Source organism: Serratia sp. JKS296, assembly GCF_900215445.1.
GTDB lineage: Bacteria > Pseudomonadota > Gammaproteobacteria > Enterobacterales > Enterobacteriaceae > Serratia > Serratia marcescens.
This window is the reverse complement of the sequence record NZ_OCMX01000001.1, coordinates 948,140-973,213: the sequence shown is the minus strand read 5'-3', so window position 1 is coordinate 973,213 and position 25,074 is coordinate 948,140. Positions and strand designations below refer to the sequence as shown.

Below are 25,074 nucleotides of genomic sequence, written 5' to 3'. Positions count from 1 at the left end.
TGCGTGCCGCCAGCACATTACGGCTCTTTATTCAACATCAAATCCAGCTGTTGCAGCAGCACCAGCAGCGGCAGGCTGCTCGGTTCACGATCTTTCAACGCCTCTTCGAAATAAGGCGTGATGGCGAAGCGCGTCGGCAACGGCGCTTCGGCGTCCAACAACGCATACATGCGCGGCAAGAACACCCACTGCAGCCAGGCTTCGGCCGACATGCTGTCGATGCAGAACGGCTCGGTGCTGGAGAAAGCCTCATGCTCAGGCGGCGCGGCCTGCCACAGCGCCAGATCGCGCATGGATTGTTCAATCGCCTGCAAACTGCGGCGCACCTGGTTATGTATACTCATCTGCATTCCCGATCTCTTTTCATCATGGTATTCAGCGCTCTGGCTGAAAGGCGGCAAAGCATAGCATTTTTATAGCCCAAATTCGGCGCGCCTGAGACAGCTCACCGTTTTTATCTGGTGACGTTCACCGTCGCGCGGCACAATAGGGCCACCGAATTCACCACACAGATAAAGATTCATGTCCGTAATAACAGAGAAAAAAAACCACGCGACGCCCGGTAAGGCCATGTTGGCCTCGGTCACCGGTTATGCCATGGACGGGTTTGACCTGCTGATCCTCGGCTTTATGTTGCCGGCCATCAGCATCGAATTGGGATTATCCTCATCGGCCGCCGGTTCGCTGGTCACCTGGACGCTGATCGGCGCGGTGCTGGGCGGCGTGATCTTCGGCCACCTCAGCGATCGTTTCGGCCGTATCCGGGTGCTGACCATCACCATTCTGATGTTTTCCCTGTTCACCGGCCTGTGCGCCGTGGCGCAAGGCTATTGGGATCTGCTGGCCTATCGCACCCTGGCGGGCATCGGGTTGGGCGGCGAATTCGGCATCGGCATGGCGCTGATCGCGGAAGCCTGGCCGGCGGAGAAGCGCAACCGCGCTTCGGCGTACGTCGGCATGGGCTGGCAATTGGGCGTGCTGGCGGCCGCTTTCCTGACGCCGCTGCTGCTGGAACATATCGGCTGGCGCGGCATGTTCCTGGTCGGCCTGCTGCCGGCGCTGGCGTCATTCCTGATCCGCCGCACGCTGGGCGAACCGGAGGAATTCGTGCGGCAGAAAGACGCCGGACAACCGCTCTCCTTCCTCCAGCGTTTGCGCCTGCTGTTTAAGGATCGCGCCACCGGCAAGGCCAGCATCGGCATCTTCATTCTCTGTTCGGTGCAGAACTTCGGTTACTACGGGCTGATGATCTGGATGCCGACTTACCTGGCGAAAAACTTCGGCTTCTCGCTCACCAAGTCCGGCCTGTGGACGGCGGTGACGGTGGTCGGCATGACGTTCGGCATCTGGCTGTTTGGCATGCTGGCCGATCGCTTCGCCCGCTGGAAGATTTTCGTGTTGTATCAGATAGGCGCGGTGGTGATGGTGATCGGCTACGCCCAGTTGAGCGATCCGATGCTGATGCTGTTCGCCGGCGCCGTGATGGGCATGTTTGTTAACGGCATGATCGGCGGCTACGGCGCATTGATTTCCGATACCTACCCGGTGCAGGCGCGCGCTACCGCGCAAAACATTCTGTTCAATCTCGGGCGCGGCGTCGGCGGCCTGGGGCCATTGGTGATCGGCGCGCTGGTGACGCAGGTGTCGTTCACCGCCGCCATCAGCCTGCTGGCGGCGATTTACCTGCTGGATATCTACGCCACGCTGTTCCTGCTGCCGAAAAAACAGGGCGCAGGCGATACGCTGGGCGCGATTGGTTAACGCTGACGATGGATTAAGCAGCAGAGGAGCACGCACGGCGGGAGAGAACAAAAAGTTGGGGGCACTGCGTTAACAGTGCCCCCGGTTCGTTTTATAGCCATCCCGCTACACAGTGTGCTCCCTGCTCAATCCTTGAAAACTTTTCCTGCGGCCATCCTGACCAAGTGATCCTTGCATCATCCTGCAGCATCGTCCTGACGCGGTTCCTCAGCCTTCCTGACCCGCCGACAGTCCTGTGTCGGCTCTCAATCTCCGTCCTGGAGGTGTCCCTGGTTTCTATCCTGAAACATCCTGGGCATCTCCTGACGCCATCCTTCGCTCTTGCCTGAGCGCATCCCTTTCTTCGTCCTGAAGCTGCATCATCCTGATGCTTTCCTGCTCCGCCGGTTCCGTTCCGGTAACGATAAGATCGCTTAAATTCCCCGGAATCACAAGGGTTTGGGAGACGTCTCACACTAAATTAAGCCTAAGAGTTATCCTAAAGAAATTCTAACCAATTGATCTGGATAACAATAATCTCATAGTCTGGAAAAAGGTGGGAAAAATTAAGAGCGATATCTCACAGCCCGTGTGAGAGATCTCTCACACGGGCGACGGCGAATCCGCCGCGCTTCAGTCCAGCACCGGGCGCAGCGCATCGAGGAAATTCCCCAGCGTCGCCGCCAACAAGGTGCGCTTATCGCTGCCGAATTGTTCCAGCACCACGTTGCCGCTGACGTTGCACAGCGACACCATCGTCATCTCGGATTCGGTGGTCGCCAGGAACAGCGTTGGCGACAGCTTGAGACGTTTTTGCGTCACCAGATGACCGATCAGGTTCTCCTGCAGGCGGATAAAATCCTCCTCGCTCCAGACCTGCAGCAGGCTCAGGCGATGCTCCCCAAATTGCGCGCTCATGTCACCCGCGTATTGCTGCGTGTAGAAACGGTGCGCATCCGGCTGCAAACGCAGTTCCAGCGCGGCTTCTACCTTCTCCAGCGTCGCCGCCGGTTCGAAAGGCTGCGGCAACCACAGCACGTCGTCCTCGCGATTCTCCACGATGCAGGGCGACGGCACGCCGTACAGCGCCTGGCTGGCCGGCGCGTGGCCGCGCGCTTGCTGCCACAACTCGACATAGCGTTGAGTGAATTCACGCAGAGCGTGCGATACATCATGGTCCATATTCTTTCTCGCATACGTTAAACTGACGGCCATTGTACCTATCTCTGACCGAGGTGACAGCAGATGTCCTCCTATCAAGACCACCAGGCCCTGTCAGGGCTGACGCTGGGCAAACCCACCGCTTACCGCGATCGCTACGACGCCACGTTGCTGCAGGCGGTGCCGCGCAGCATGAACCGCGAGCCGCTGGGGCTGTATCCCGACAACCTGCCCTTCCACGGCGCCGACATCTGGACGCTGTACGAACTCTCCTGGCTGAACGCCAACGGGCTGCCGCAGGTAGCGGTCGGCGAGATCAGCCTCAACGCCGACAGCCTGAACCTGATCGAATCGAAAAGCTTCAAGCTGTATCTCAACAGCTTCAATCAAACGCCGTTCGCCGATTGGGAAATGGTGCGCAGCACCCTGCAGCGCGATCTGTCCGCCTGCGCCCAGGGCGAGGTCAGCGTCACCCTGTTCAGCGTCGAGCAGTTGGAAGACACGCCAATCGCCCGTCTGGCCGGCGACTGCATCGACCAGCAGGATATCCGCATCGACAATTATGAGTTCAGCGCCGACTACCTGCTGAACGCCGCCGGTGAAGAGGTGGTGGAAGAGCAATTGGTCAGCCACCTGCTGAAGTCCAACTGCCTGATCACCCATCAGCCGGATTGGGGCTCTGTGCAGATAAGCTATCGCGGCGGCAAGATCGATCGCGAAGCGCTGCTGCGCTATCTGGTTTCCTTCCGTCACCACAACGAATTCCACGAGCAGTGCGTCGAGCGCATCTTCAACGATCTGATGCGCTACTGCCGGCCGCAAAGCCTGACGGTTTACGCCCGCTACACCCGCCGCGGCGGTCTGGATATCAACCCGTGGCGCAGCAACGTCGCATTCGCTCCCGCGCACGGCCGCCTGGCGCGCCAATAAGTGCGAAACATTGCTCAACAACTGAGCTAACGAGCGGTTTATGTTGGTAAAAGCCCAGGGACGGCGGTAAGGTTAAAACGAGGCTGCGGCCGGGCAGAGCGCCCGCTGCGCCGCAGCACGCCAACCATAACGAGATGCTGTTTTGCTGCGTATGGATTACTACCGCCCCGCACCGGGTGCAAAGGAGTTACCTTGATTACACACATCAGCCCGCTTGGCTCTATGGATTTATTGTCGCAGCTGGAAGTAGACATGCTGAAGCGCACCGCCAGCAGCGACCTGTACCGCCTGTTCCGCAACTGTTCGCTGGCCGTGTTGAACTCCGGCAGCCAAACCGACAACAGCAAACAGCTGCTGTCGCGCTATGAAACCTTCGACATCAACGTGCTGCGCCGTGAGCGCGGGGTGAAGCTGGAGCTGGTCAACCCGCCGGAAGAGGCGTTCGTCGACGGCCGCATCATCCGTTCGCTGCAGGCCAACCTGTTCGCCGTGCTGCGCGACATCCTGTTCGTGCACGGCCAAATCGCCAGCGCCGGCCGTTTCCAGCACCTGAATCTGGAAAACTCGGCCCACATCACCAACCTGGTATTTTCGATCCTGCGCAATGCACGCACGCTGCATCTGGATGAAGATCCCAACATGGTGGTGTGCTGGGGCGGCCACTCGATCAACGAGAACGAATATCTGTACGCGCGCAAGGTCGGCAGCCAGCTGGGCCTGCGCGAGCTGAACATCTGCACCGGCTGCGGGCCGGGCGCGATGGAAGCGCCGATGAAAGGCGCGGCGGTCGGTCACGCGCAGCAGCGTTACCGCAACAGCCGCTTCATCGGCATGACCGAGCCTTCGATCATCGCCGCCGAGCCGCCTAACCCGCTGGTGAACGAGCTGGTGATCATGCCGGACATCGAAAAACGCCTGGAAGCCTTCGTGCGCATCGCGCATGGCATCATTATCTTCCCGGGCGGTGTCGGCACCGCCGAAGAGCTGCTGTACCTGTTGGGTATCCTGATGAACCCGGAGAACAGTGAACAGGTGCTGCCGCTGATCCTGACCGGGCCAAAAGAGAGCGCCGACTACTTCCGCGTGCTGGACGAGTTCATCATGAACACCCTGGGCGACGAAGCGCGCCGCCATTACACCATCATCATCGACGATCCGGCGGAAGTGGCGCGGCAGATGAAAAAAGCCATGCCGCTGGTGAAGGAGAACCGCCGCAACACCGGCGACGCCTACAGCTTTAACTGGTCGATCCGCATCGCGCCGGATCTGCAGCTGCCGTTCGAGCCGACCCATGAGAACATGGCGAACCTCAATCTTTATCCGAACCAGCCGCCGGAGCAATTGGCCGCCGCGCTGCGCCGCGCTTTCTCCGGCATCGTGGCCGGTAACGTGAAGGAAAACGGCATCCACGCCATTGAGCAGTTCGGCCCGTACAAGCTGCACGGCGAACCGCAAATGATGAAGCAGATGGACAGCCTGCTGCAGGGCTTTGTTGCCCAGCACCGCATGAAGCTGCCGGGCAGCGCCTATGTGCCCTGCTACGAAATCGTCGCCTGACCCTCAATCCCGGGCGGCGTAACGGCCGCCCTGTTTTTTCTGACCTAACCGCCCATGATGATACACCTACTGATTGTCGACGCCCTGAACCTCATCCGCCGCATTCACGCCGTGCAGGGCTCCCCTTGCGTCAACGCCTGCCGCCACGCACTGCAGCAGTTGCTCCAGCACAGCCGCCCAACTCACGCGGTGGCGGTATTCGACGAGGACGATCGCAGCGACAGCTGGCGCCACCAAATTCTGCCGGACTACAAGGCCGGGCGCTCGCCGATGCCGGAAAACCTGCAGCAGGAGATGCCGCAGCTGCGCGATGCCTTTGCCGAACTGGGCGTCGCCAGCTGGCATTCGCCCGGCAACGAAGCGGACGATCTGGCGGCCACGCTGGCGGCGAAGGTCGCCGGCGGCGGCCACCAGGTGACCATCGTCTCCACCGACAAAGGCTATTGCCAACTGCTGGCGCCGAACGTACAAATTCGCGATTACTTCCAGAAACGTTGGCTGGATATGCCTTTCGTGCAACAGGAATTTGGCGTGCAGCCGCAGCAGCTGCCGGACTACTGGGGGTTGGCGGGGATCGGCAGCAGCAAGATCCCCGGCGTGGCCGGCATCGGGCCGAAGACCGCCGTGCTGCTGCTGCAGCAATCGGGTAATCTGGACGGGCTTTATCAGCACCTGGAGCAGGTGCCGGAGAAATGGCGCGGTAAGCTGGAGCAGCACCGCGAGCTGGCCTACATCAGCAAACGGGTCGCCACGCTGCGCACCGATCTGTCGCTGGACGGCAACCTGCAGCAGCTGCGCCTGCCGATACAATAAGGGCGCTGCAAGCAGCGCCCTTCATTAAGGCTTCACGCGGTTAATCGCGCTCGTCGCGGCGGCCCGGCACCGCCGACCACATGCGGCGCACGTGTACGGTGATCTCTTCGCGATCGTGATACAGCTGCTTGGCGTGCACTTCAGCGCTGATGCCGGCGGCGCCCAGCGCTTCGCGGATGCTCATCAGGTTTTGCGACACTTCCTCGTAGCGCTTTTTCATCGGCAGCTTGAGGTTAAAGATCGCTTCACGGCACCAGCCTTTCACCAGCCACTGAATCATCAGGCTGGTCACCTTCGCCGGTTTTTCCACCATGTCGCACACCAGCCAGTAGATCTTGCTGCTGTTCGGCTCGAACTTGAAGCCGTCGGCGCGGTGGTGCGTCACCTGGCCGGTTTCCATCAGGCTTGGCGCCATCGGGCCGTTATCCACCGAATGCACCATCATGCTGCGTTTCACCAACTGATAGGTCCAGCCGCCCGGGCAGGCACCCAGATCGACCGCGTGCATGCCGCTGGCCAGGCGCTCGTCCCACTCGTCGGCGGGGATGAACACGTGGAAGGCTTCTTCCAGCTTCAGCGTCGAGCGGCTCGGCGCATCGGCCGGGAAGCGCAGACGCGGAATGCCCATGTAGAACGGCGAGTTGTTGTTGCTGTAGGAGTAACCGACATAGCAGCAGCCCGGCGCGATGAAAAACACATGCACCACCGGGCGAGTCGGGTTCTCGCGCGCCATCAGCACCTTCTGCTCGCGCATCGCGGCGCGCAGCGGCACCGTCAGCTTGCGGCAGAACTTCATCAGCTCTTTGCTTTCGTTGGTGTCCGGCACTTCCACCCGCAGCTCGCCGCCGCGATCGACCACGCCGATCAGCATGCCGACGATCGGCGATACCCGATCTTCCGGCGGCAGATCGCGCAGCAGCTCACCCACCACGATCATCTGGCGGGCGAAAATCAGTTCGCGGAACGGAATCTCCCGCGCCAGGCGATCGGCATCGTCCGGCTGGTAGCATTCGAACAGCACGTAACCGCTGTGCTCTTTTACCCGCGCAAAGCCGTAAATCTCCAGCTGGGCGGCTTTATCGGTGATCTCCGCCGCACACTCTTTTTCGAAGCCGGGGCGGCAATACAACGCAATCTTATTCATGGCGCTCGGCCTTTTTCCTCAGACGCAAAGCGCCAATCAACATCAATATCCAGCCGATCAAGAAGCACACGCCGCCAACCGGCGTGATATATACCCAGACCTTCAGGTGCGACAGCGCCAGGCAATAGAGGCTGCCGCTGAACAACACGGTGCCGAACGCCAACAGCGCTCCGCTCCAGTAAAACCACAGGCTCACGCGGCGCTGCATCGCGACCGCCAGCGCCAGGATGGCCAGGGTGTGGAACCCCTGATATTCCAGCCCGGTGCGGATCCAGGCCATTTCGTTGGCGCCTAGCGTTCCGCTTAACACATGCGCGCCGAATGCGCCCAACGCGACAAACACAAAGCCGCTGATAGCGGCGAAAACCAGCATGGAACGGCTGCTCATCGTGATCTATCCCATTAAAAATCACCGGCCGCGGCAAGGCGGCGGCCGGCCTTATTGTTCGTAGCGGAAGCGGAACTTCTCTTGTTCGCTGGCGGCGCGCGCCAGGATCCACTGCCGGAAGGCGGCTATTTTACCCAGTTCTGCCTGGCTGTCATGACATACCAGATAAAAAGCGTTTTTACTGACCAGCACATCGTTGAACGGGCATACCAGGCGACCGGCTTCGATCTCGGTTTGCGCCATCACGTTATTCACCAGCGCCACGCCCTGGCCGTGCACCGCCGCCTGCACCACCATGGCGCTGTGGCTGAAGATCGGCCCCTGCTGCACATTGATGTGTTGCAACCCCAGCTGGCGCGTATAGGCCAGCCAGTCGCGGCGTGAAACGTCATGCAGCAACGTATGATAAGCCAGATCGTCTGCGGTTTTCAGCGGATGATCGCCGGTCAACAGGCTCGGCGAACAAACCGGCAGCAGATATTCCGCATACAGGCGCTCGGCGCGCAGCCCCGGCCAATTGCCGCGGCCGTAGAAAATCGCCACATCGACGTCGTCCGCCAGCTTGTCTTCTTCGCGGTCCACCGCCTGGATGCGCACATCGATCCCCGGATAAGCTGAGTTAAAGCCGGAAAGGCGCGGCACCAACCACTGAATGGCGAAGCTCGGCGGCAGACTGACGGTTAATGCCCCCTTGGCGCTGCGCGCCTGCAGCTTGCGCGTCGCCTCGTTGATCGAAGAGAAGATCTCCTTGATATCGAGGTAGTAACTTTGCCCCTCTTCGGTCAGCAGCAGCGAGCGGTTGCGCCGACGAAACAGCTTCAGCCCGAGGAAGTCCTCCAGCGACTTGATCTGGTGGCTCACCGCGGCCTGGGTCACGAACAGCTCTTCCGCCGCCTTGGTGAAACTCAGGTGGCGAGCGGCCGCATCGAACACGCGCAGCGCATTGAGGGGAGGTAAGCGTTTAGACATTAAATTAGCTACTTTTGTGTAACATTAATCCGAATGATTCGGCGCCGAAAATCGGGCGGCTTTGCGTGGCAAGCCATCGGTAAACGCTAACGGCGTATTGCCATTAGTTTTTTTTATCCGAGCCATTATAATTTGTCCGTTGAGGATGCGCCAGCAAATACCTATAGTGGCGGCACTTCCCGGGCCGGAACGAAAAGGGAGTGGGTGTCGAGGACGCCGATGAACTTTTGGCTTGTGGTTGTGATGTTGTGTTTGCAAATTGTCCGGCGATTCCGGACATGGTAGCTAGGCTACTGTTTTTTCACTTCCTGTACATTTACCCTGTCTGTCCATAGTGATTTTATGCAGCACCGCAAAACTTGCGGTGCTTTTTTTTGCCTGACGCTTATTGGTCGCTTTCAACCATCTCTTTCACATCGGCGCGGTTGATCTGTTGCTCGACGCCGTTGGCGTCTTTATAGCTGATCATGCCGGTATCGTTATCCACTTTAGGCTTGCCGTCAGCAACAATGGTGCGTCCGTCATTGGTATGCATCACGTAGTTGCTGGAACAGGCGGCCAGGGTGAACGTAAGCATCAGGGCAGAGAGAACTGCGGCTGTTTTCTTCATTGAGGACTCCTTTGTAGTTTTAAATGCTGATAAATACCTTTTGTGTGTATAAATGCGATTAATAAGCGCACATTTAATAGCATAACAAACTTTCTCAGTTTTGCCAGGCGATAAGTCCTAATAGGCAGGATCGCTTGTCTCCGGCGGCAAAATAGGACAGGATCACCCATCGACTCAAGCCAGTGACAATCAGGGTATGACGCCTTTTAATCCCAGCCTTTTTCGCCAACAGTTTCCCGCGCTCGCGCAGGACGGTATCTATCTGGACAGCGCCGCCACCGCATTGAAACTGCAGGCGGTGATCGACGCCACGCAGCAATTTTATCGCGATGACGCCGCCACCGTGCACCGCAGCCAGCATCGGGCGGCGCAGGATCTGACCGCCCGCTTCGAGCAGGCGCGCGGCCAGGTGGCGCAACTGATCCATGCGCCGTCGGCCGACGACATCGTCTGGACGCGCGGCACCACCGAGGCGATCAACCTGGTGGCGCAGAGCTACCTGCGCCCGCGTCTGCAGCCAGGCGACGAAATTCTGGTGAGCGAAGCGGAACACCACGCCAACCTGATCCCCTGGCTGATGGTGGCGGAACAAACCGGCGCGCGGGTGGTGAAACTGCCGATCGGCGCCGATCGGTTGCCGGATTTGACGCAGCTGCCCGCCCTGCTCAACGACAAAACCCGCCTGTTGGCGCTGGGGCAAATGTCCAACGTCACCGGCGGTTGCCCGGATCTGGCGCCGGCTATCGCGCTGGCCCATGCCGCCGGCGCGCGCGTGATGATCGACGGCGCCCAGGGCGTGGTTCACGGCCCGGCCGACGTACAGCGACTCGACATCGATTTCTACGCCTTCTCCGGCCACAAGCTGTATGGCCCGACCGGCATCGGCGCGCTGTACGGCAAAGCCGAGCTGCTGGCGCAGATGGCCCCGTGGCAAGGCGGCGGCAAGATGCTGACCCAGGCATCGTTCGACGGCTTTACCCCGCAAAAGCCGCCGCACTGCTTCGAAGCCGGCACGCCAAACATCGCCGGCGTGCTGGGGCTGGCCGCAGCGCTCACCTGGCTCAGCGAACAGGACATGGCGGCGGCGGAGCGCTACAGCCGCGAGCTGGCGGACCAGGCGGAACAACGGTTGGCGCAGCTGCCGGGCTTTCGCAGCTTCCGCAGCTCCGGCTCCAGCCTGCTGGCGTTCGACATCGCCGGCGTACACCACAGCGACATCGTCACGCTGCTGGCGGAGCAAGGCATTGCGCTGCGCGCCGGCCAGCACTGCGCGCAGCCGCTGATGGCGGCGTTAGGCGTCAGCGGCACGCTGCGCGCGTCATTCGCCCCCTACAATACGCAACAGGACGTCGATACGCTGGTCAGCGCGTTGACTCACGCCCTCGATCTGCTGGCCGACTGACTTGACTCCCGGAGACGCTATGCTCGCCCCCCATCCTTTTGGCCGAGAGATCACCGCCGAAGCCTTGATCGCCACCTTCAGCGCGCTGAAACAGTGGGAAGACCGCTACCGCCAGCTGATTATGCTCGCAAAACGGCTGCCGCCGCTGCCGGAGGCCTTGCGCAGTGAAGAAATGGAATTGAGCGGTTGTGAAAACCGCGTCTGGCTGGGGCACCAGTTACTGGAAGACGGCACGCTGCATTTCTATGGCGACAGCGAAGGCCGCATCGTGCGCGGCCTGCTGGCGGTGCTGCTGACCGAAGTGGAAGGGAAAACGCCGCCGCAGATCGCCGCATTGGATCCGCTGGCGTTGTTCGACCGCCTGGCATTGCGCGCGCAGCTGAGCGCCACCCGCGCCAGCGGCCTGGCGGCGTTGGCCGCCGCCGTGCAGGCGATCGCCGCCCGTTACGCCTGACGCGCCGCCTTCGCCAGCATCTTTTTCAGCGCGTGCGACACGGCGACGAAGCCGAAGGTGGCGGTGACCATGGTCGCTGCGCCGAACCCCGCGCTGCAATCCATTCTTTTTGGCCCTTCCGCCGTGCTGCGCGAAGCGCATACCGAGCCGTCCGGCTGCGGATAAACCAGCGGCTCGCTGGAGAAGACGCAGTCGATGCCCAGCTTGCCCTTGCCGTTTTTCACCACGTTGAAATCGTGCTTCAGCCGCTCGCGCAGCTTGGCGGCCAGCGGATCCTGGATGGTTTTGGCCAGATCGGCCACTTCAATTTTGGTCGGGTCAATCTGCCCGCCGGCGCCGCCGGTGGTCACGACCGGGATCTTGAATCGGCGGCAGTATGACAGCAGCGCCGCCTTCGGCCGCACGCTATCGATCGCGTCGATGACGTAGCTGAAGTTATGGTCCAGCAGCTCGGCGACATTGTCCGGGGTGATGAAATCGTCGATGCAGGTCACCCGGCATTCCGGATTAATCGCCAGGATACGCTCCGCCATCACCTCGGTTTTCGATTGCCCGACGTGCTGGCGCAGCGCGTGGATCTGGCGGTTGGTATTGGTGACGCAAACATCATCCATGTCGATCAGGGTAATGGCGCCGATGCCGGTGCGCGCCAGCGCCTCAGCCGCCCAGGAACCCACGCCGCCGATGCCGATCACGCAGACGTGCGCCTGCGCGAACACCGCCAGCGCCTGCTGGCCGTACAACCGCGCCGTGCCGCCGAAACGCTGCAGATAGGCTTCCGAATAAGCTGTACTCATAACGCTTTAATTACCTTCATAATGCAAATGATAAGGGCCGGAAAATCCGGCCCTTGCGGGTCAATCTTTTCACGCCGTATGCGTTCAGCGGGTGGCCAGCAACGAACCGCCGCGGTTTGACTGATTGGCGCTGAACAGCTGGCCACCGCCGTTGTTCTTCAGCACCCAGACGCGGCCGTAGTGGTTGTAGTACCCCGCCGAGTGGCCGGCTTCCGGCCCGATGCCCTGATACATGTCAAAATGCTGGCCCTTGATGGCGCCGCCCACGTCGAGCGCGACCATCAGACGCATCTCGTATTTTCCCGTGAATTTACCCTTGTTGTCCAGCAGCGGCACTTCGGCCAGCAGCGTAGTGCCCGCCGGGATCAGTGAACGGTCGGAAGCCACCGAAGCTTTGGCGATCAGCGGCACCGCGCTGGCGCCCTTCACCGGCGCAAAAGCTTCCGGACGGAAGAACACGAATGACGGGTTCTGCTCCAGCAGCTCACGCACCTCTGCGGCGCTGTGGGTATCCGCCCACTGACGGATCGCCTGCATCGACATGTCCGCCTTGGCCACTTCGCCACGATCGATCAGCACCTTGCCGATGCTGCGATAGGCATGGCCGTTCTTGCCGCCGTAGCCGAAGAACACCAGCGGCTGGCCGTTGCCGTAGTCGACATAGCCGCTGCCCTGGACTTCCATCATGAAGTTGTCCATCAGCGAGTTGGTGTAAGCGATGATATAGCGATCGTCGAGCGCGCCGGAATAGATGCCCGCGCGATCCGGCAAGCGCCCCCTGCCCTTCGGCGGCATGCGGTACAGCGGATAGCGGAACTCGCCCTGTTGGGTATAGCGCGCCTGCACCACCGGCGTATAGTAGCCGGTAAACTGCACGTTGCCGTAATTGTCGACGCCTTCCATCTGGTAAGCGCTGAGGCCGTACTGGCTCAGCATGCGCGTGTCGGCGCCAGACGCCATCCAGCTTTGCACCGCCTGATAGGTGCTGTTGTTGCGGTTAAACAGCGAAGGCGACGCGTACTTGATCTCCATCAGCTGATCCGAGTAATCCTTGGCGTTGACCGGCGAACCTTTGGCGTTGGGCTGATTGACCAGCTCCAGCGATTGATCCAGACGGCCGTCCTTATATTGCTGACCCCGATCGGTCGGCTTGGACGAACAGCCCGCCAACACCGCCACCATCAACCCGCCCAGCAGGTATTTGCCCCAACGTCCTTTCATCGCGCACACTCTCAAACTGATATGATCTACCGGCTGAACGATAACAAACGCTCATTGATAAAGGAATCGCTGCAAATAAAAAAAGCCGCCCGGAGGATGGTGATGAAAAAGAAGGCAAATTGCGGGCAAATCCAGCAGAAAAACGGGTTTAGGCCAATAAAATGCAAAAAGGGTTTGCAACAAAACGCACGGAGAGTATAGTGCGCATCCATCGGACGCGGGGTGGAGCAGCCTGGTAGCTCGTCGGGCTCATAACCCGAAGGTCGTCGGTTCAAATCCGGCCCCCGCAACCAACCGATGCCGCATTGGCGGTATTTGCGTTTGGCTTCGATAACAAAGTATTATACGGACGCGGGGTGGAGCAGCCTGGTAGCTCGTCGGGCTCATAACCCGAAGGTCGTCGGTTCAAATCCGGCCCCCGCAACCAACCGAATGTCGTACCAGCGGCATAACATGAACGGTGGTTTCGTCGTAATACAGCATCAAGACGGACGCGGGGTGGAGCAGCCTGGTAGCTCGTCGGGCTCATAACCCGAAGGTCGTCGGTTCAAATCCGGCCTCCGCAACCAACTCTTGATGACAACAGATAAGCACCCTTCCGGGTGTTTTTTTGTATCTGCAATCCGCAAAAATAGCCGGACTCGCGCCCGGCCCTGCTTTTATCGGCTCGCCAGCGCGCCGCCGTTGGCGAAATAAGCCTTGATGCCCGCCAGAATCGATTCCGCCACCTGCTGCTGGAAGTGGCTGGTGCGCAGCTTGCGCTCCTCTTCAATGTTGCTGATAAACGCCGTTTCCACCAGGATCGACGGGATATCCGGCGCCTTCAACACCGCAAAACCGGCCTGATCGACACGATTCTTGTGCAACCGGTTGATTTTCCCCATCCGATTCAACACTTCCTTGCCAAACTTCAGGCTGTCGTTGATGGTCGCGGTTTGGATCAGATCGAACATGGTGTGATCGAGATAACGGTCGCCACTCTTGCTGACACCGCCGATTTGGTCCGACGCGTTCTGCGTCTGCGCCAGGAACTTGGCCGCCGAGCTGGTGGCGCCCTTGGTGGACAACGCGAACACCGATGAACCGCGCGCGGCGCGGCTGGTGAAAGCGTCGGCGTGAATCGAAACGAACAGATCGGCGCGCTGCTTGCGCGCCTTGGCGACGCGCACCTTGAGCGGAATAAACACGTCTTCATTGCGCGTCATGAACACTTTCATGTTTGGCTCGCGCTTGATCATGGCGCTCAGCTTGCGGGCAATCTGCAGCACGATGTCTTTCTCGCGCGTCTTGTACTTGCCGATAGCGCCGGGATCTTCGCCGCCGTGGCCGGGATCCAGCATGATGACGATCGGCCGATCGCGCCCCGCTTTGCCGGCCTGCGGCGCTTCCGGCGGCAGCGTGCGCTCCAGATCGCCCTTGTTGTAATCTTCCAGTAACGCCAGTAGCGGATCATACTCCTCACCCCCGCTGCCGCCCTTCGTCGGATAGAGATCCATCACCAGACGGTTGCGATACTCCGGCACCGGCGCCAGCGTGAAAATATGCGGGCTGACGCTTTGTTTGAGCTCCAGCACCAGCCGCACGGTATTCTGATCAAACTGGCCGACGCGCGCCTGCTTGAGATAAGGATCGTCGGCGCGCACCTGCCCGGCGATGCCTTTCAGCACGCTGTTGAGGTGAACACCTTCGATGTCCACCACCACGCGATCGGGATTGGTCAGGGCGAACTGCTTGTATTTCAGTTCGACGTTGGATTCCAGCGTGACGCGGGTATAGGTGGAGGATGGCCAGACGCGCACGGCGATCACGTGCGATGATGCGGCGAAGCCCGTACGACTCACACTCAGCAACCAGCTGGCGGCAACGCCCTGTAATAAACGACGGCGGCCCAGATTGTGATTAGCGTTTGGCATGCGGCTCCGGCAGTAATAGCTGTTTACAACAGATGAAAAAAACACCAATGAAATGGGGATGCCGAAAACTTTAACCAATCATTCCAGCCCTGTCATCAGAAAATCTTTTTATGGTTTTTCAATTTATTAACGATTTAGCGCCCTTAGCGCACGCTTCATGACGATTTCCCACTTGCCATCGGCGCAATAAAAGAATAAAAATACAAAAATATCGTATAAATATGCAAAGAGGTTTGGCCGTGAAGGAACGTAGTACAGAGCTGGTGCAAGGATTCCGTCACTCAGTCCCCTATATCAACGCCCACCGCGGCAAGACGTTCGTCATCATGCTCGGCGGGGAAGCCATCGAACACGAGAATTTCTCCAACATCGTCAACGATATCGGGCTACTGCATAGCCTGGGTATTCGCCTGGTGGTGGTTTACGGCGCACGGCCGCAGATCGACGCCAATCTGGCGCAGCACAACTATGAGCCGATCTACCACAAACACACTCGCGTGACCGACGCCCATACGCTCGAGCTGGTCAAGCAGGCCGCCGGCCTGCTGCAGCTCGACATCACCGCTCGGCTGTCGATGAGCCTCAACAACACGCCACTGCAAGGCGCGCACATTAACGTGGTCAGCGGCAACTTCATCATCGCGCAGCCGCTGGGCGTGGATGACGGCATCGACTACTGCCACAGCGGCCGCATTCGCCGCATCGATGAAGAAGCGATCCACCGCCAGCTCGACAGCAACGCCATCGTGCTGATTGGCCCGGTCGCGGTTTCGGTCACCGGCGAGAGCTTCAACCTGACCTCGGAAGAAGTGGCCACCCAGTTGGCGATCAAGCTGAAGGCGGAAAAAATGATCGGTTTCTGCTCCTCGCAGGGCGTGACCGACGCGGAAGGCAACATCCTTTCCGAGCTGTTCCCCAACGACGCGCAAAAGCGCCTTGAAGAGCTGGAGGAAGGCGGCGATTACCATTCCGGCACCGTGCGTTTCCTGCGCGGCGCGGTGAAAGGCTGCCGCAGCGGCGTGCGCCGCAGCCACCTGATCAGCTACCAGGAAGACGGTGCGCTGGTGCAGGAACTGTTCTCGCGCGACGGCATCGGCACCCAAATCGTGATGGAGAGCGCCGAACAGGTGCGCCGGGCGACAATCAACGACATCGGCGGCATCCTGGAGCTGATCCGGCCGCTCGAGCAGCAGGGCATTCTGGTGCGCCGTTCGCGTGAACAGCTGGAGATGGAGATCGACAAATTCACCATCATCGAACGCGATAACCTGACCATCGCCTGTGCGGCGCTGTACCCGTTCCTGGAGGAAAAAATCGGTGAGATGGCCTGCGTGGCGGTGCATCCCGATTACCGCAGCTCTTCGCGCGGCGAGATGCTGCTGCAGCGGGTAGAAAACCAGGCGCGACAGATGGGGCTGAAGAAGCTGTTCGTGCTGACCACCCGCAGCATCCACTGGTTCCAGGAACGTGGCTTTACCCCGGCGGAGGTCGACGTGCTGCCGATGCAGAAACAGGCGTTGTACAACTACCAGCGCCGCTCCAAAATTCTGCTGGCGGATCTGTAATCCCAGTGGGCGCGGCCGTTGCCGCGCCCGTTCATCGTTTATTCCGTTGCCTGTAATCGTTCAGCCAATCCGCTGCGGCGCTGGGTCGGCGTGCGAATGGCCCGCAGCAACACCGCCTCCGTGGCATACAGCGAGAGCTGCTTACGCGCGCGAGTGATCGCGGTATAGACCAATTCACGCGTCAGCACCGGCAGGAAGTGATTCGGCAACACCAGAACCGTATGGTCAAATTCCGATCCCTGAGATTTGTGCACCGTCATGGCATAGGCGGTTTCATGCGCCGGCAAACGGCTCGGCTGCACCGACTTGATGCTTCCATCCGGCAATTGGAAATGCACGCGCAGATCGCCGCTCTCATCCGGCAGCGTAATGCCGATATCCCCATTGAATAGCCCCAGCGCGCTGTCGTTGCGGCCGATCATCACCGGCCGCCCCCGATACCAACGGCCGAACACGCCCGGTTTACGGTCGATCAGACCGGCGCGCTGCAACCCGATCTCAATGCGCTCGTTCAGGCCGGCGACGCCAAACGGCCCTTCACGCAGCGCGCACAGCACCTGGAAGCGGCCAAAGGCCGCCAGCACCGCCGCCGCGTCTGCGCCTTCGGCGGTCAGCCGCAAATAGTCGCGATAGCCCGCCACGCAGGCATCCAACAGCGTCTGATACTCTTCGCTCGTCGCCAACGCATAACCCATGACATCGCCGAAACTGCCGTTTAGTGCCGCCAGCGCGCGATCCCCCGCTCCGGCGTTGACCGCCAACGCCAGTTGACCGATGCCGGAACGGGCGTCGAAGCGATAGCTCTTGCGCAGCAGGCACAGGCTGTCGCGCACCGCCGCTTCCGCAACGGCCAGCTGTCCTTCGATCGAACAGCCGGTCAGGCGGCTCAGCTCTGCAGCGCGCGCATCGCTGTATCCCTGCTCGGCAAAACGGCAAATATCCCCCAGCACCGCGCCGGCCTCCACCGAGGCCAGCTGATCGCGGTCGCCAAGGAAAATCACCCGGGCCCGATCGGGCAACGCGGCAATCAGGCGCGCCATCATCGGCAGATCGACCATCGAGGCCTCATCCACCACCAGCACATCCAAATGCAGCCGGTTGCCACGGTGATAGCGCATGCGCTGACTGTTCGGTTGCGCCCCCAACAGGCGGTGCAACGTCGCCGCCTCCGTCGGGAACAGCGCCTGCTGCGCCGGGGTCAACGCCAGCTGACGGCTGGCGCTGCCAAGCGACTCCGTCAGGCGCGCCGCCGCCTTCCCAGTCGGCGCCGCCAGCTGAATGCGCAAGCGCGCGCTTTCATCCAACTGCACCAGCGCCGCCAACAGCTTGGCGACGGTGGTGGTTTTACCGGTGCCCGGCCCGCCGGAAATGACCGCAATGCGCCGCGTGGCGGCCACCGCGGCGGCGATCTTCTGCCAATCGGGTTCATCGCTCGCCGAGCCGAACAAACGGTCAAGAATAGTGCGCAGTTCAGCCTCCGGCACCGCCAGCGACTCGCCTTCGCCGCCGATAAACGCCGCCACTTCACCTTCGTTTTGCCACATGCGCTGCAGATACAAGCGCGGCCCGCGCAGCACCAGCGGCGTAGCCTCGCTGCCGTCCCCGACCGCCGCGCTGGCCGCCAGGCGCTGCTGCCAACGCACGCCATCCGGCCGCCCGGCCGCCTCCCACACCGCCAGCGCCAGCGCCGGTTGGCGCCCTTCAAACAGCGTATCCGCCTGCAGCTGCTCCAGCATCAGGCAGACGTGACCGGCCCCCGCCTCTGCGCTCAGGCAGGCGGCGGCCAGCAAAATATCGGGCTCGTCTTCGTTCGCCACCACGCGGGCGAACTGCACGTCCAGCGGGCGCAACACGCCAAGCGCCACCGCCTGCTCCAGCAGTGCGATCATGATCCATCCTCCGTCGCAGCAGCCTCGCCGCTGAACAAGCGATCCATCCCCGCCACCAGCTCAAACTCGGGAAGACAGGTGAAAATGCCGTTGCCCGGGTGCGCCGCATCCACGCCGCGCAGGAACAGATAAATCACCCCGCCGAAATGACGCCGGTAATCGTAATCCGGCAGCCGATGACGCAGATAACGGTGCAGCGCCAGCGTATACAGCTGATATTGCAGATCGTAACGATGCTCCGCCATCGCCTGCTCCATCGCCGGCCGGGTATAGGCGCTGCTGTCTTCCCCCAACCAGTTGGACTTGTAGTCCAGCAGGTAGTATTTGCCCTGCCAACAGAACACCAGGTCGATAAAGCCTTTCAGCATGCCTTGCACCTGATGGAAATCCAGCGCCGGACAGCGGGCGGAAAGCGGATCGTAACGCTTCACCAGGGCATCGAGCTCCTTCGCCTGCAACAGCCGGTTGATCGGCAAATAGAACTGCAGCTCGGCCTGCTTGTGCTGCGGCGTTAGCGCCGCCAGCGTCACGCCGCTGTCGGCGAGCGGCGTGTTGAGCAATACCTGCATCCACGCCAGCAAAATCGGCTGCCAGTGTTCGGCAAATCCTTGCTGTTGCAGCTGTGCCAGCAGCCACTGTTCATCCAACGGCTGGGTGAAGTCCAGCGTTTCGAACAGGCTGTGCAAGAAGGTGCCGGGCGCCGCGCCGCGCGGGAAGGTATGCGGTGTGAGCGCTGGCTCACTCTCCTCACTCCGCTCGCCCGCCGCGTCGACATCCAGACGCGGCAGCAGATCCTGCATCAGGCTCGCGCCGTGCTGTTGCAAACCGGTATAGCTGGTCACCCGCCAAAAATCCTGGATCCGCCGGGTAAAGCTTTTCGCCGCCAGCGCTTCGGCCAGTGCCGCCTGGGGTTGCCAGGGTTCTTCGTCCGGCGGTTCAACCAGCGACAGTGCGATACCCCCGCCCGCCAATTGCTGCAGACGTTCCTGCAGATACACGGCGTCGCCGGCCTGCCCGCCCTGCACCAGATAACCCAATGCGCTGCGGTGCAGATCGGTATCGCCCTGTTTCTTGCGCGTGCCCTGGAACAGCGGCGCGATGCCGATGCTGCAGTGGTACACCGAGCGGGTCAGCGCCACGTACAGCAGACGCAGATCTTCCGCCAACCGCTCCTCCTCCGCCCAGGCCTGGCTCTCTTCATTGGCGTCGAGATCCAGCAACGCCTGGAAACTGTGGCGATCGTGATACAGCGCCTGTTGCTGCTGGCGGAAGTTGCCGATGAATGGCAACCACACCAGATCGAACTCCAGCCCCTTGGATTTGTGGATCGTGATCACCTGCACCAGATGCCGGTCGCTCTCCAGCCGCAGCTGCTGATTATCGGACTGACGATTGGGCTGGGCGATCTGCTGCGCCAGCCAGCGCACCAGCGCATGCTCGCTGTCGAGCTGCGCCGCCGCCTCTTGCAACAGTTCCCCCAGATGCAGCACGTCGGTCAAGCGACGCTCGCCGCCGGCGCTGGCCAACAGGTTCTCCGCCAGCTGGCGCGCTTTCATCACCTCGCTCAGCATCGGCAACACGCCGCGGCGCAGCCAGAGCGTGCGGTAATTGTCGAACTCGTTAACCAGCGCGTCCCAGGCGCGCTCATCGCGGCTCAGGCCGTCCAGCGTCGGCGCGTCCAACCCCATCAGCCCGGTGGCCATGGCGCTGCGCAGCGTGCGCTCCTGCTCCGGCGCCAACACCGCCTGCAGTAACCACAGCATGTCTTTGGCCTCCGGGGTGTCAAACACGCTGTCGCGGTTGGACAGGTAGACCGACGGAATAGACAGCGCGCTCAGCGCATCGCGCACCAACGCCGCCTCATTGCGGCTGCGCACCAGCACCGTGATATCGGAGGCTTGTACCGGCCGTGACTCCTTGCCGCTCTGCAGCCGCGCCTGGCCCTGCTGCCCGGCGCTGAGCCAGTCGCGAATTTGCGTGGCGCACAGGCGCGCCATCAGCTGTTGGTAATCACTTACACCTGCGCCTTCTCCCTGCTGCAGCCAGAACTGCATCGCTGGCTGCGGCTTGCCGTGCAATTCAAACGCCAGCCCTTGGTTCTTTTCCGCCGCGTTAACTTCAATAAAGGGGATTTGGCCGAACAGGAAAGGCTTTTCTACCTGAGAAAACAGGTGATTGACGCTGGCGACCATCGACGGCGACGAGCGCCAGTTGGTCTCCAGCGTATAGTGGGCGCTCACCTCTGAACGCGCGCGCATGTAGGTAAAGATGTCGGCGCCGCGAAAGGCGTAAATCGCCTGCTTGGGATCGCCGATCAACAGCAGGCCGCAATCAGGCCGGCCGACGTAAAGTTTTTGGAAAATACGGTATTGCTGCGGATCGGTATCCTGGAATTCATCGATCATCGCCACCGGGTATCGCTGGCGGATCGCCTGCGCCAGCTGTTCGCCGCCGCCGCTTTGCAGGGCGCCGTCCAGCCGGCTGAGCAGGTCATCAAATCCCAGTTCGGCGCGCTGGCGCTTTTCCTGCTGAATGGAGGTGCGGATCTCGCTGAGCGCGCGCGCCATGATCAGGTCGCGCAGCGTCAAGGGTTCAGCGAACAACTCATCTATCGCCGTGAACAGCGTATGCCGCGGCGGCTCACCTTTCTTGGTCTTCTCCAGCAGCACCGACTGGCGAAATTTATCCAGTTCCTTCGGCAACTGGTAGTCCTGAGTCTCCTGCCCGCTCCATTCGCCGACCTTGTTCAGCCAGTTCGGCAGGTGTTTACTGCTGTAGCTGCGCTTATCGACGCCGGACTGAGCGATCAACGCTTCCAGATCGCCCGCCTCCGCCCGCCATTGCGCCTTGATGGCGTCGATGCGCGCGACGATCTGCTCGTGGCGCATCAGGACGGTTTCTTCATCCTTCGGCGGCCGACGCAGCGCCGGCGCTTCACCGTGCAGATAACCGGAGAGATCGGCCAGCAACGCTTCCGGGCCGCTCCACTCCTGGCTGACCGCACGCGCCACGCCCAGCGGCAACGGATAGCAGTGGCGACGCCAGAAATCGGCGCAGGCCTGCCGCCGCAGCGGCAGCTCGTCCTGCACCAGCGTTTGTTCAAACAGCATGCCGGACTCGAAGGCGTTGTGCGTCAGCATTCGTTGGCAAAAGCCGTGAATGGTGTAGATCGCCGCTTCGTCCATCTGCCGCTCCGCCGCCAGCAGCTGCGAGGCGGCGTCGGTCAAATCGTCAATTTCTTCCATCAGCGCGATAAACAGCGGATTTTTGCATTCCGCGTATTTACCGCGCACGCAGGCGATGCGCAGCCCGTGGATATTGTCGCGGATACGCCCGCGCAGCTCCTCGGTGGCGGCCTCGGTAAAGGTCACCACCAGGATTTCTTCGACCGTCAGCGGGCGGGGAAACGCTGCTTCACCGCCCAACCCCAGCAGCAAACGCAGGTACAGCGCGCCGATGGTAAAAGTTTTGCCGGTGCCCGCCGACGCTTCTATCAGGCGTTCGCCGAACAGCGGCAGCGACAGAGGCTCCAACCTCTGCGGGGCAATTTCCGTCATGGCGTCGCCACTTTACGCGGCAAAATCTGCTGCAATGCCGACGCGTTCGGATAGGTGACCCAGTCCTTAGGCGCCGCGTAATCCGCCTTGTCTTGCCCGCTGCCGCTGACCTGCGACAGCACCGCCAGCCCCTGTGGCTGGATCACCGCCTGGTGGAAATAATCCGCCAGTTTGGCCGGCGTCAGCTGTTGCACCTGCGCGATCAGCTTCTGACGGGTATCGAAGGCGAAGTTGCCGCGATCGAAATCGTTGGCGAACCGGCTGGCCTCCTCGCTCAGGGTTTGCGGCCGCTGTTTCAGCTCATTGATCAGCGCCTGTTTGTACTGTTCAAAGTCCGCCTCGCTCATGTCGCGCAGGCGTTTCTCGGTTTTCGGGTAGAAATCCTGATAGCGCTGGTACAGGTAGGCCGGCTGTTTGCTGTTGCTCTGCAACAGGAAGCCCACGCCCCACTGGCGCCCTACCGACATCGGGAAGGCGAAGACCGCGTACCCCAATTGCTCCTGCGTGCGCAGCTGGCTGTAAAACCACGGCTGAATAATCTGCCCCAGCAGCGAACTGTAGGCCATGCCGGTCACTTCGTCGTAGCCGGTCGGCACATAAACCGCCGCCAGCGCCGAGTCAGTACTGCTGCCCACCTGTTGCAGGTTGGCCAGATGATTCTTGTCCACCACCACGTCTTCGCCGTGCCACCATTCGCTACCGGTACAGCCCAGACGATGTTTTAACGTCGACGCCAACGTGTCGACCTGCTGCTTGCTCATGTTGCCCACTACCAGCAGCTCCGGCGTGGCCTCGGCCAGCAGGCTGTCGCGATAGGCCAGCACGTCTTTCAGCGTTAACGTCTTCAGCACCTCGCGGCGCTCGCTGCGTTCGGAATACGGCACGCGGGAAACCATCTGCACCGGCTGAATGGCCAGCTCAAACGCCTTGCCCTTCTCGGCGGCGTCCAACTGCTCCAGATACCAGGATTTGGCTTGCGCCAACTGATCTTCCGTCGGCGTGAAGCTGGAATAACCCTCGATCAGCGCCGTCAGCAACTGCGGCAAACGCTGGGTGAAGCCGTTGGCGTTAAACATCAGACCGTTGTTCGGCGAGGTCGAGAAGCTCAACCCGCCGACCGACGCCTGATAGCTCAACTGATCCAGCGCGAGGCCGGCCAGATAATCCGTCAGCGAGAACAGCACCTGATTGCGCGCGGAATCCATGGTTTTGGCGTTGCGGAAAGCGACGGTGACGTCGGCCTTCGGTTCGTCGGCGAAGTAACGACTCGGCATGTACAGCACGCGCAGGCCGGGTTTATCCACCACCCTTTCCGGTTTTTTGAACTCGTGCGATGGCTTGGTCAGGGTAAAGTCATCCGGGATGTACGGGTTGAGCGCCGGCAGCGACAGGGAAATGCCGCTCTCCAACTGCTGCCACTGCGTAAAGCGCTGCGGCGTGATTTTGTCGACCTGGTAAGGTGCGTTGACGAAATAGGCCGCCTTATTGTGCGGTTCATCCGGGCTGACGAACCAGATGCGCGCGTTTTGCGGCGTCATGGCGTCCAGGCGTTCGGCGATCGCCTTAGGATCATAACGGTCGGCCAGATAAGGCGCGTCCAGCGCATGCTCAACCGGAACGCGCAGCATGGTGTCCACCAGCCATTCGATATAGTCCATGTCGCGCGTGATCGACGGATAACGGAAGTCCAGGTTCAGAACATGCGAGATTTCATCGAAGTAGCTCTGCTTGATGCCTTCGCTGCGCAGCATTTTCAGGTAGTTGAAAATGGCGGCGACGACTTGGTCGCGCTGGGCCAGGCCTTTGTCGGTCAGCGAGACGCTGATAGCGAAGACGCCGCCGTTGCGATCCACCATCGGATCGGCGCCGGCATTGATGGCGTCCGCCAGCCCCTGCTTCTGCAACCAGTCAGACAAGGTGTTCTTGCTGCGGTTGCCGATCAGGTAGCTGATGTAGGTATCGGTTTTGCTGCGAAACGCGGCGCTGTTGTTATCGATGCGGAACTCGACCTTCAGCTGCTTGCGCGGCTGCGCCGGCACATAGTGAATGATGATGCCCTGCTGTTCCGGCGTCACGGCCGGCACGGTGATCGGCGGCACGCTGGCGTCATGATTCGGCACGCGGCCAAAGGTTTTCGCCGCAATGTCAGCCAGCTGCGGCAGCGGCTGATTGCCGTACAAAACGCCCATCATCAGATTGGCGGAATAGTAGCGCTTATAGAAGCCGGTCAGTTCATCGTGCAACTTGCTGTCCGGCTTGTCTTTCAACGTATCGAGATTGCCGCCGGAGAAGCGCGCGCTCGGGTGCGCCGGGTTAAGGGTTTCCGCGCCGACCTGCGCCATGCGCATGCCGTCGCGCGAACGCGCCATCGTCAACTCGGCGTTCACCGCATTGCGCTCGCGATCGGCATTGCCCGGATCCAGCAGCGGCTCGGCAATAGCGTCGGCCATGCGGTCGACCGCCGGCTCCAGCGCGTCATTTTCCACTTCCAAATAGAAGGCGGTGCGATAAGAGGCCGTGCTGGCGTTGTGGCTGCCGCCGTGCTTTTTCAGGAATTCGGACAGGTTTTCCGGCTCTGGATAGCGTTTGGAGCCCATCAGCACCATATGTTCCAGATAGTGCGCCAATCCCAGTTGGCTGTTCGGATCTTCGAGCGATCCAACCGGCAATGCCAGCGCCGCCAGCGATTTCGGCGCCTGGGCATCAGACACCAGCAACACCGTCATGCCATTAGCCAACTTGATCGCTTCATACTGACGCGGATCGTGTTCGCTCTTGTTGATCTTCTCCGTCAGCGGTTGCCATCCTTGCGCGGCCCAACTCAACGGTGCCCAACACATAGCCAATAGTACCAGCCCGGTGATACGGACCAACTGTCTGCGCATATCCAAAATAAACCCCTATTCTGACGTCGCTACGCCCACTCCCTGACGTTGGCGACGTGCATCAAAACCACATAACCAA

General features: G+C 60.9%; 19 protein-coding genes and 3 tRNA genes. 10 read left to right on the top strand and 12 right to left on the bottom strand.

Features of this window, described 5'->3' with window-relative positions; translation table 11 throughout:
• Positions 1–17 precede the first annotated feature (17 nt).
• Positions 18–344 carry a YqcC family protein gene (locus CRO23_RS04595; protein ID WP_028127529.1) on the bottom strand — a complete coding sequence of 109 codons (327 nt, stop codon included), beginning with the start codon at positions 342–344 and terminating at the stop codon, positions 18–20.
• A gap of 178 nt (positions 345–522) precedes the next feature.
• Here CRO23_RS04595 and CRO23_RS04590 point away from each other — a divergent pair, with 178 nt between their 5' ends.
• Complete coding sequence (locus CRO23_RS04590; protein WP_028127530.1) at positions 523–1,761, top strand: MFS transporter; 1,239 nt, start codon at positions 523–525, stop codon at positions 1,759–1,761.
• 612 nt (positions 1,762–2,373) lie between these two features.
• Here CRO23_RS04590 and syd read toward each other — a convergent pair.
• Entirely contained in the window at positions 2,374–2,922 is a 549-nt protein-coding gene (gene syd, locus CRO23_RS04585) for a SecY-interacting protein (RefSeq protein ID WP_016929899.1), read from the bottom strand.
• 63 nt (positions 2,923–2,985) lie between these two features.
• Between syd and queF the strand changes: the two genes are divergently transcribed.
• The 3 genes from queF to xni all read left to right on the top strand — a co-directional run bounded on the left by queF (position 2,986) and on the right by xni (position 6,201).
• Positions 2,986–3,831 carry an NADPH-dependent 7-cyano-7-deazaguanine reductase QueF gene (gene queF, locus CRO23_RS04580; protein ID WP_016929900.1) on the top strand — a complete coding sequence of 282 codons (846 nt, stop codon included), beginning with the start codon at positions 2,986–2,988 and terminating at the stop codon, positions 3,829–3,831.
• 192 nt (positions 3,832–4,023) lie between these two features.
• The gene (ppnN, locus tag CRO23_RS04575) at positions 4,024–5,388 is read left to right on the top strand and encodes a nucleotide 5'-monophosphate nucleosidase PpnN (RefSeq protein ID WP_021505658.1); all 1,365 of its coding nucleotides are present in this window, start codon (positions 4,024–4,026) and stop codon (positions 5,386–5,388) included.
• Between the two features lie 54 nt (positions 5,389–5,442).
• A complete protein-coding gene (gene xni, locus CRO23_RS04570; protein WP_016929902.1) occupies positions 5,443–6,201 on the top strand; it encodes a flap endonuclease Xni in 759 nt (252 codons plus the stop codon).
• Between the two features lie 40 nt (positions 6,202–6,241).
• On the opposite strand, the gene rlmM is transcribed toward xni, so the two are convergent.
• The 4 genes from rlmM to CRO23_RS04550 form a co-directional block, all read right to left on the bottom strand.
• Entirely contained in the window at positions 6,242–7,345 is a 1,104-nt protein-coding gene (rlmM, locus tag CRO23_RS04565; RefSeq protein ID WP_004931897.1) for a 23S rRNA (cytidine(2498)-2'-O)-methyltransferase RlmM, read from the bottom strand.
• Positions 7,338–7,733: a DUF423 domain-containing protein gene (locus CRO23_RS04560; protein ID WP_004931896.1), complete on the bottom strand. Its 396-nt coding sequence runs from the start codon at positions 7,731–7,733 to the stop codon at positions 7,338–7,340. Before CRO23_RS04560 ends, rlmM begins: the two co-directional genes overlap by 8 nt.
• Before the next feature lie 51 nt (positions 7,734–7,784).
• Positions 7,785–8,702, bottom strand: a complete 918-nt coding sequence (locus CRO23_RS04555; protein WP_004931894.1) for a transcriptional regulator GcvA — start codon at positions 8,700–8,702, stop codon at positions 7,785–7,787.
• 385 nt (positions 8,703–9,087) lie between these two features.
• Positions 9,088–9,312, bottom strand: coding sequence for a YgdI/YgdR family lipoprotein (locus CRO23_RS04550; protein WP_028127531.1), 225 nt, complete (start codon positions 9,310–9,312; stop codon positions 9,088–9,090).
• A gap of 196 nt (positions 9,313–9,508) precedes the next feature.
• Between CRO23_RS04550 and csdA the strand changes: the two genes are divergently transcribed.
• Together csdA and csdE are read left to right on the top strand one after the other, a co-directional pair.
• Positions 9,509–10,714, top strand: a complete 1,206-nt coding sequence (gene csdA, locus CRO23_RS04545; RefSeq protein WP_016929905.1) for a cysteine desulfurase CsdA — start codon at positions 9,509–9,511, stop codon at positions 10,712–10,714.
• Between the two features lie 19 nt (positions 10,715–10,733).
• A complete protein-coding gene (gene csdE / locus CRO23_RS04540) occupies positions 10,734–11,168 on the top strand; it encodes a cysteine desulfurase sulfur acceptor subunit CsdE (protein WP_016929906.1) in 435 nt (144 codons plus the stop codon).
• Here csdE and tcdA read toward each other — a convergent pair.
• Entirely contained in the window at positions 11,159–11,965 is an 807-nt protein-coding gene (gene tcdA / locus CRO23_RS04535) for a tRNA cyclic N6-threonylcarbamoyladenosine(37) synthase TcdA (protein WP_033639514.1), read from the bottom strand. The genes csdE and tcdA overlap by 10 nt on opposite strands.
• Positions 11,966–12,049: 84 nt before the next feature.
• Complete coding sequence (mltA, locus tag CRO23_RS04530; protein WP_016929908.1) at positions 12,050–13,186, bottom strand: murein transglycosylase A; 1,137 nt, start codon at positions 13,184–13,186, stop codon at positions 12,050–12,052.
• A gap of 216 nt (positions 13,187–13,402) precedes the next feature.
• On the opposite strand from mltA, the gene CRO23_RS04525 reads away from it, so the two are divergent.
• The 3 genes from CRO23_RS04525 to CRO23_RS04515 all read left to right on the top strand — a co-directional run bounded on the left by CRO23_RS04525 (position 13,403) and on the right by CRO23_RS04515 (position 13,755).
• Positions 13,403–13,479, top strand: a tRNA-Met gene (locus tag CRO23_RS04525).
• A 57-nt stretch (positions 13,480–13,536) separates the two neighbouring features.
• Positions 13,537–13,613, top strand: a tRNA-Met gene (locus CRO23_RS04520).
• Positions 13,614–13,678: 65 nt separating this feature from the next.
• Positions 13,679–13,755: transfer RNA gene (locus CRO23_RS04515), tRNA-Met, on the top strand.
• 90 nt (positions 13,756–13,845) lie between these two features.
• Here the strand turns inward: CRO23_RS04515 and amiC are convergent.
• Positions 13,846–15,099, bottom strand: a complete 1,254-nt coding sequence (amiC, locus tag CRO23_RS04510) for an N-acetylmuramoyl-L-alanine amidase AmiC (protein ID WP_004931882.1) — start codon at positions 15,097–15,099, stop codon at positions 13,846–13,848.
• Between the two features lie 239 nt (positions 15,100–15,338).
• Here amiC and argA point away from each other — a divergent pair, with 239 nt between their 5' ends.
• The gene (gene argA / locus CRO23_RS04505) at positions 15,339–16,664 is read left to right on the top strand and encodes an amino-acid N-acetyltransferase (RefSeq protein WP_004931881.1); all 1,326 of its coding nucleotides are present in this window, start codon (positions 15,339–15,341) and stop codon (positions 16,662–16,664) included.
• Positions 16,665–16,702: 38 nt separating this feature from the next.
• Here argA and recD read toward each other — a convergent pair whose 3' ends face one another.
• Genes recD through ptrA form a run of 3 tightly spaced genes read right to left on the bottom strand, consistent with a single transcriptional unit; the run spans position 16,703 to position 24,995 of the window.
• Complete coding sequence (recD, locus tag CRO23_RS04500; protein ID WP_097101458.1) at positions 16,703–18,553, bottom strand: exodeoxyribonuclease V subunit alpha; 1,851 nt, start codon at positions 18,551–18,553, stop codon at positions 16,703–16,705.
• Entirely contained in the window at positions 18,550–22,110 is a 3,561-nt protein-coding gene (gene recB, locus CRO23_RS04495) for an exodeoxyribonuclease V subunit beta (protein ID WP_097101456.1), read from the bottom strand. Before recB ends, recD begins: the two co-directional genes overlap by 4 nt.
• A complete protein-coding gene (gene ptrA, locus CRO23_RS04490; protein WP_079450571.1) occupies positions 22,107–24,995 on the bottom strand; it encodes a pitrilysin in 2,889 nt (962 codons plus the stop codon). Before ptrA ends, recB begins: the two co-directional genes overlap by 4 nt.
• Positions 24,996–25,074 lie beyond the last annotated feature (79 nt).

Excerpts from the sequence above, each read along its gene's own strand:
- CRO23_RS04595 (WP_028127529.1), bottom strand. The coding sequence starts at position 344 with ATGAGTATACATAACCAGGTGCGCCGCAGTTTGCAGGCGATTGAACAA.
- amiC (WP_004931882.1), bottom strand. The coding sequence starts at position 15,099 with ATGCCAAACGCTAATCACAATCTGGGCCGCCGTCGTTTATTACAGGGC.
- syd (WP_016929899.1), bottom strand. The coding sequence starts at position 2,922 with ATGGACCATGATGTATCGCACGCTCTGCGTGAATTCACTCAACGCTAT.
- queF (WP_016929900.1), top strand. The coding sequence starts at position 2,986 with ATGTCCTCCTATCAAGACCACCAGGCCCTGTCAGGGCTGACGCTGGGC.
- csdE (WP_016929906.1), top strand. The coding sequence starts at position 10,734 with ATGCTCGCCCCCCATCCTTTTGGCCGAGAGATCACCGCCGAAGCCTTG.
- tcdA (WP_033639514.1), bottom strand. The coding sequence starts at position 11,965 with ATGAGTACAGCTTATTCGGAAGCCTATCTGCAGCGTTTCGGCGGCACG.
- CRO23_RS04555 (WP_004931894.1), bottom strand. The coding sequence starts at position 8,702 with ATGTCTAAACGCTTACCTCCCCTCAATGCGCTGCGCGTGTTCGATGCG.
- ptrA (WP_079450571.1), bottom strand. The coding sequence starts at position 24,995 with ATGCGCAGACAGTTGGTCCGTATCACCGGGCTGGTACTATTGGCTATG.
- mltA (WP_016929908.1), bottom strand. The coding sequence starts at position 13,186 with ATGAAAGGACGTTGGGGCAAATACCTGCTGGGCGGGTTGATGGTGGCG.
- recB (WP_097101456.1), bottom strand. The coding sequence starts at position 22,110 with ATGACGGAAATTGCCCCGCAGAGGTTGGAGCCTCTGTCGCTGCCGCTG.
- rlmM (WP_004931897.1), bottom strand. The coding sequence starts at position 7,345 with ATGAATAAGATTGCGTTGTATTGCCGCCCCGGCTTCGAAAAAGAGTGT.
- csdA (WP_016929905.1), top strand. The coding sequence starts at position 9,509 with ATGACGCCTTTTAATCCCAGCCTTTTTCGCCAACAGTTTCCCGCGCTC.
- recD (WP_097101458.1), bottom strand. The coding sequence starts at position 18,553 with ATGATCGCACTGCTGGAGCAGGCGGTGGCGCTTGGCGTGTTGCGCCCG.
- CRO23_RS04560 (WP_004931896.1), bottom strand. The coding sequence starts at position 7,733 with ATGAGCAGCCGTTCCATGCTGGTTTTCGCCGCTATCAGCGGCTTTGTG.
- CRO23_RS04550 (WP_028127531.1), bottom strand. The coding sequence starts at position 9,312 with ATGAAGAAAACAGCCGCAGTTCTCTCTGCCCTGATGCTTACGTTCACC.
- xni (WP_016929902.1), top strand. The coding sequence starts at position 5,443 with ATGATGATACACCTACTGATTGTCGACGCCCTGAACCTCATCCGCCGC.
- CRO23_RS04590 (WP_028127530.1), top strand. The coding sequence starts at position 523 with ATGTCCGTAATAACAGAGAAAAAAAACCACGCGACGCCCGGTAAGGCC.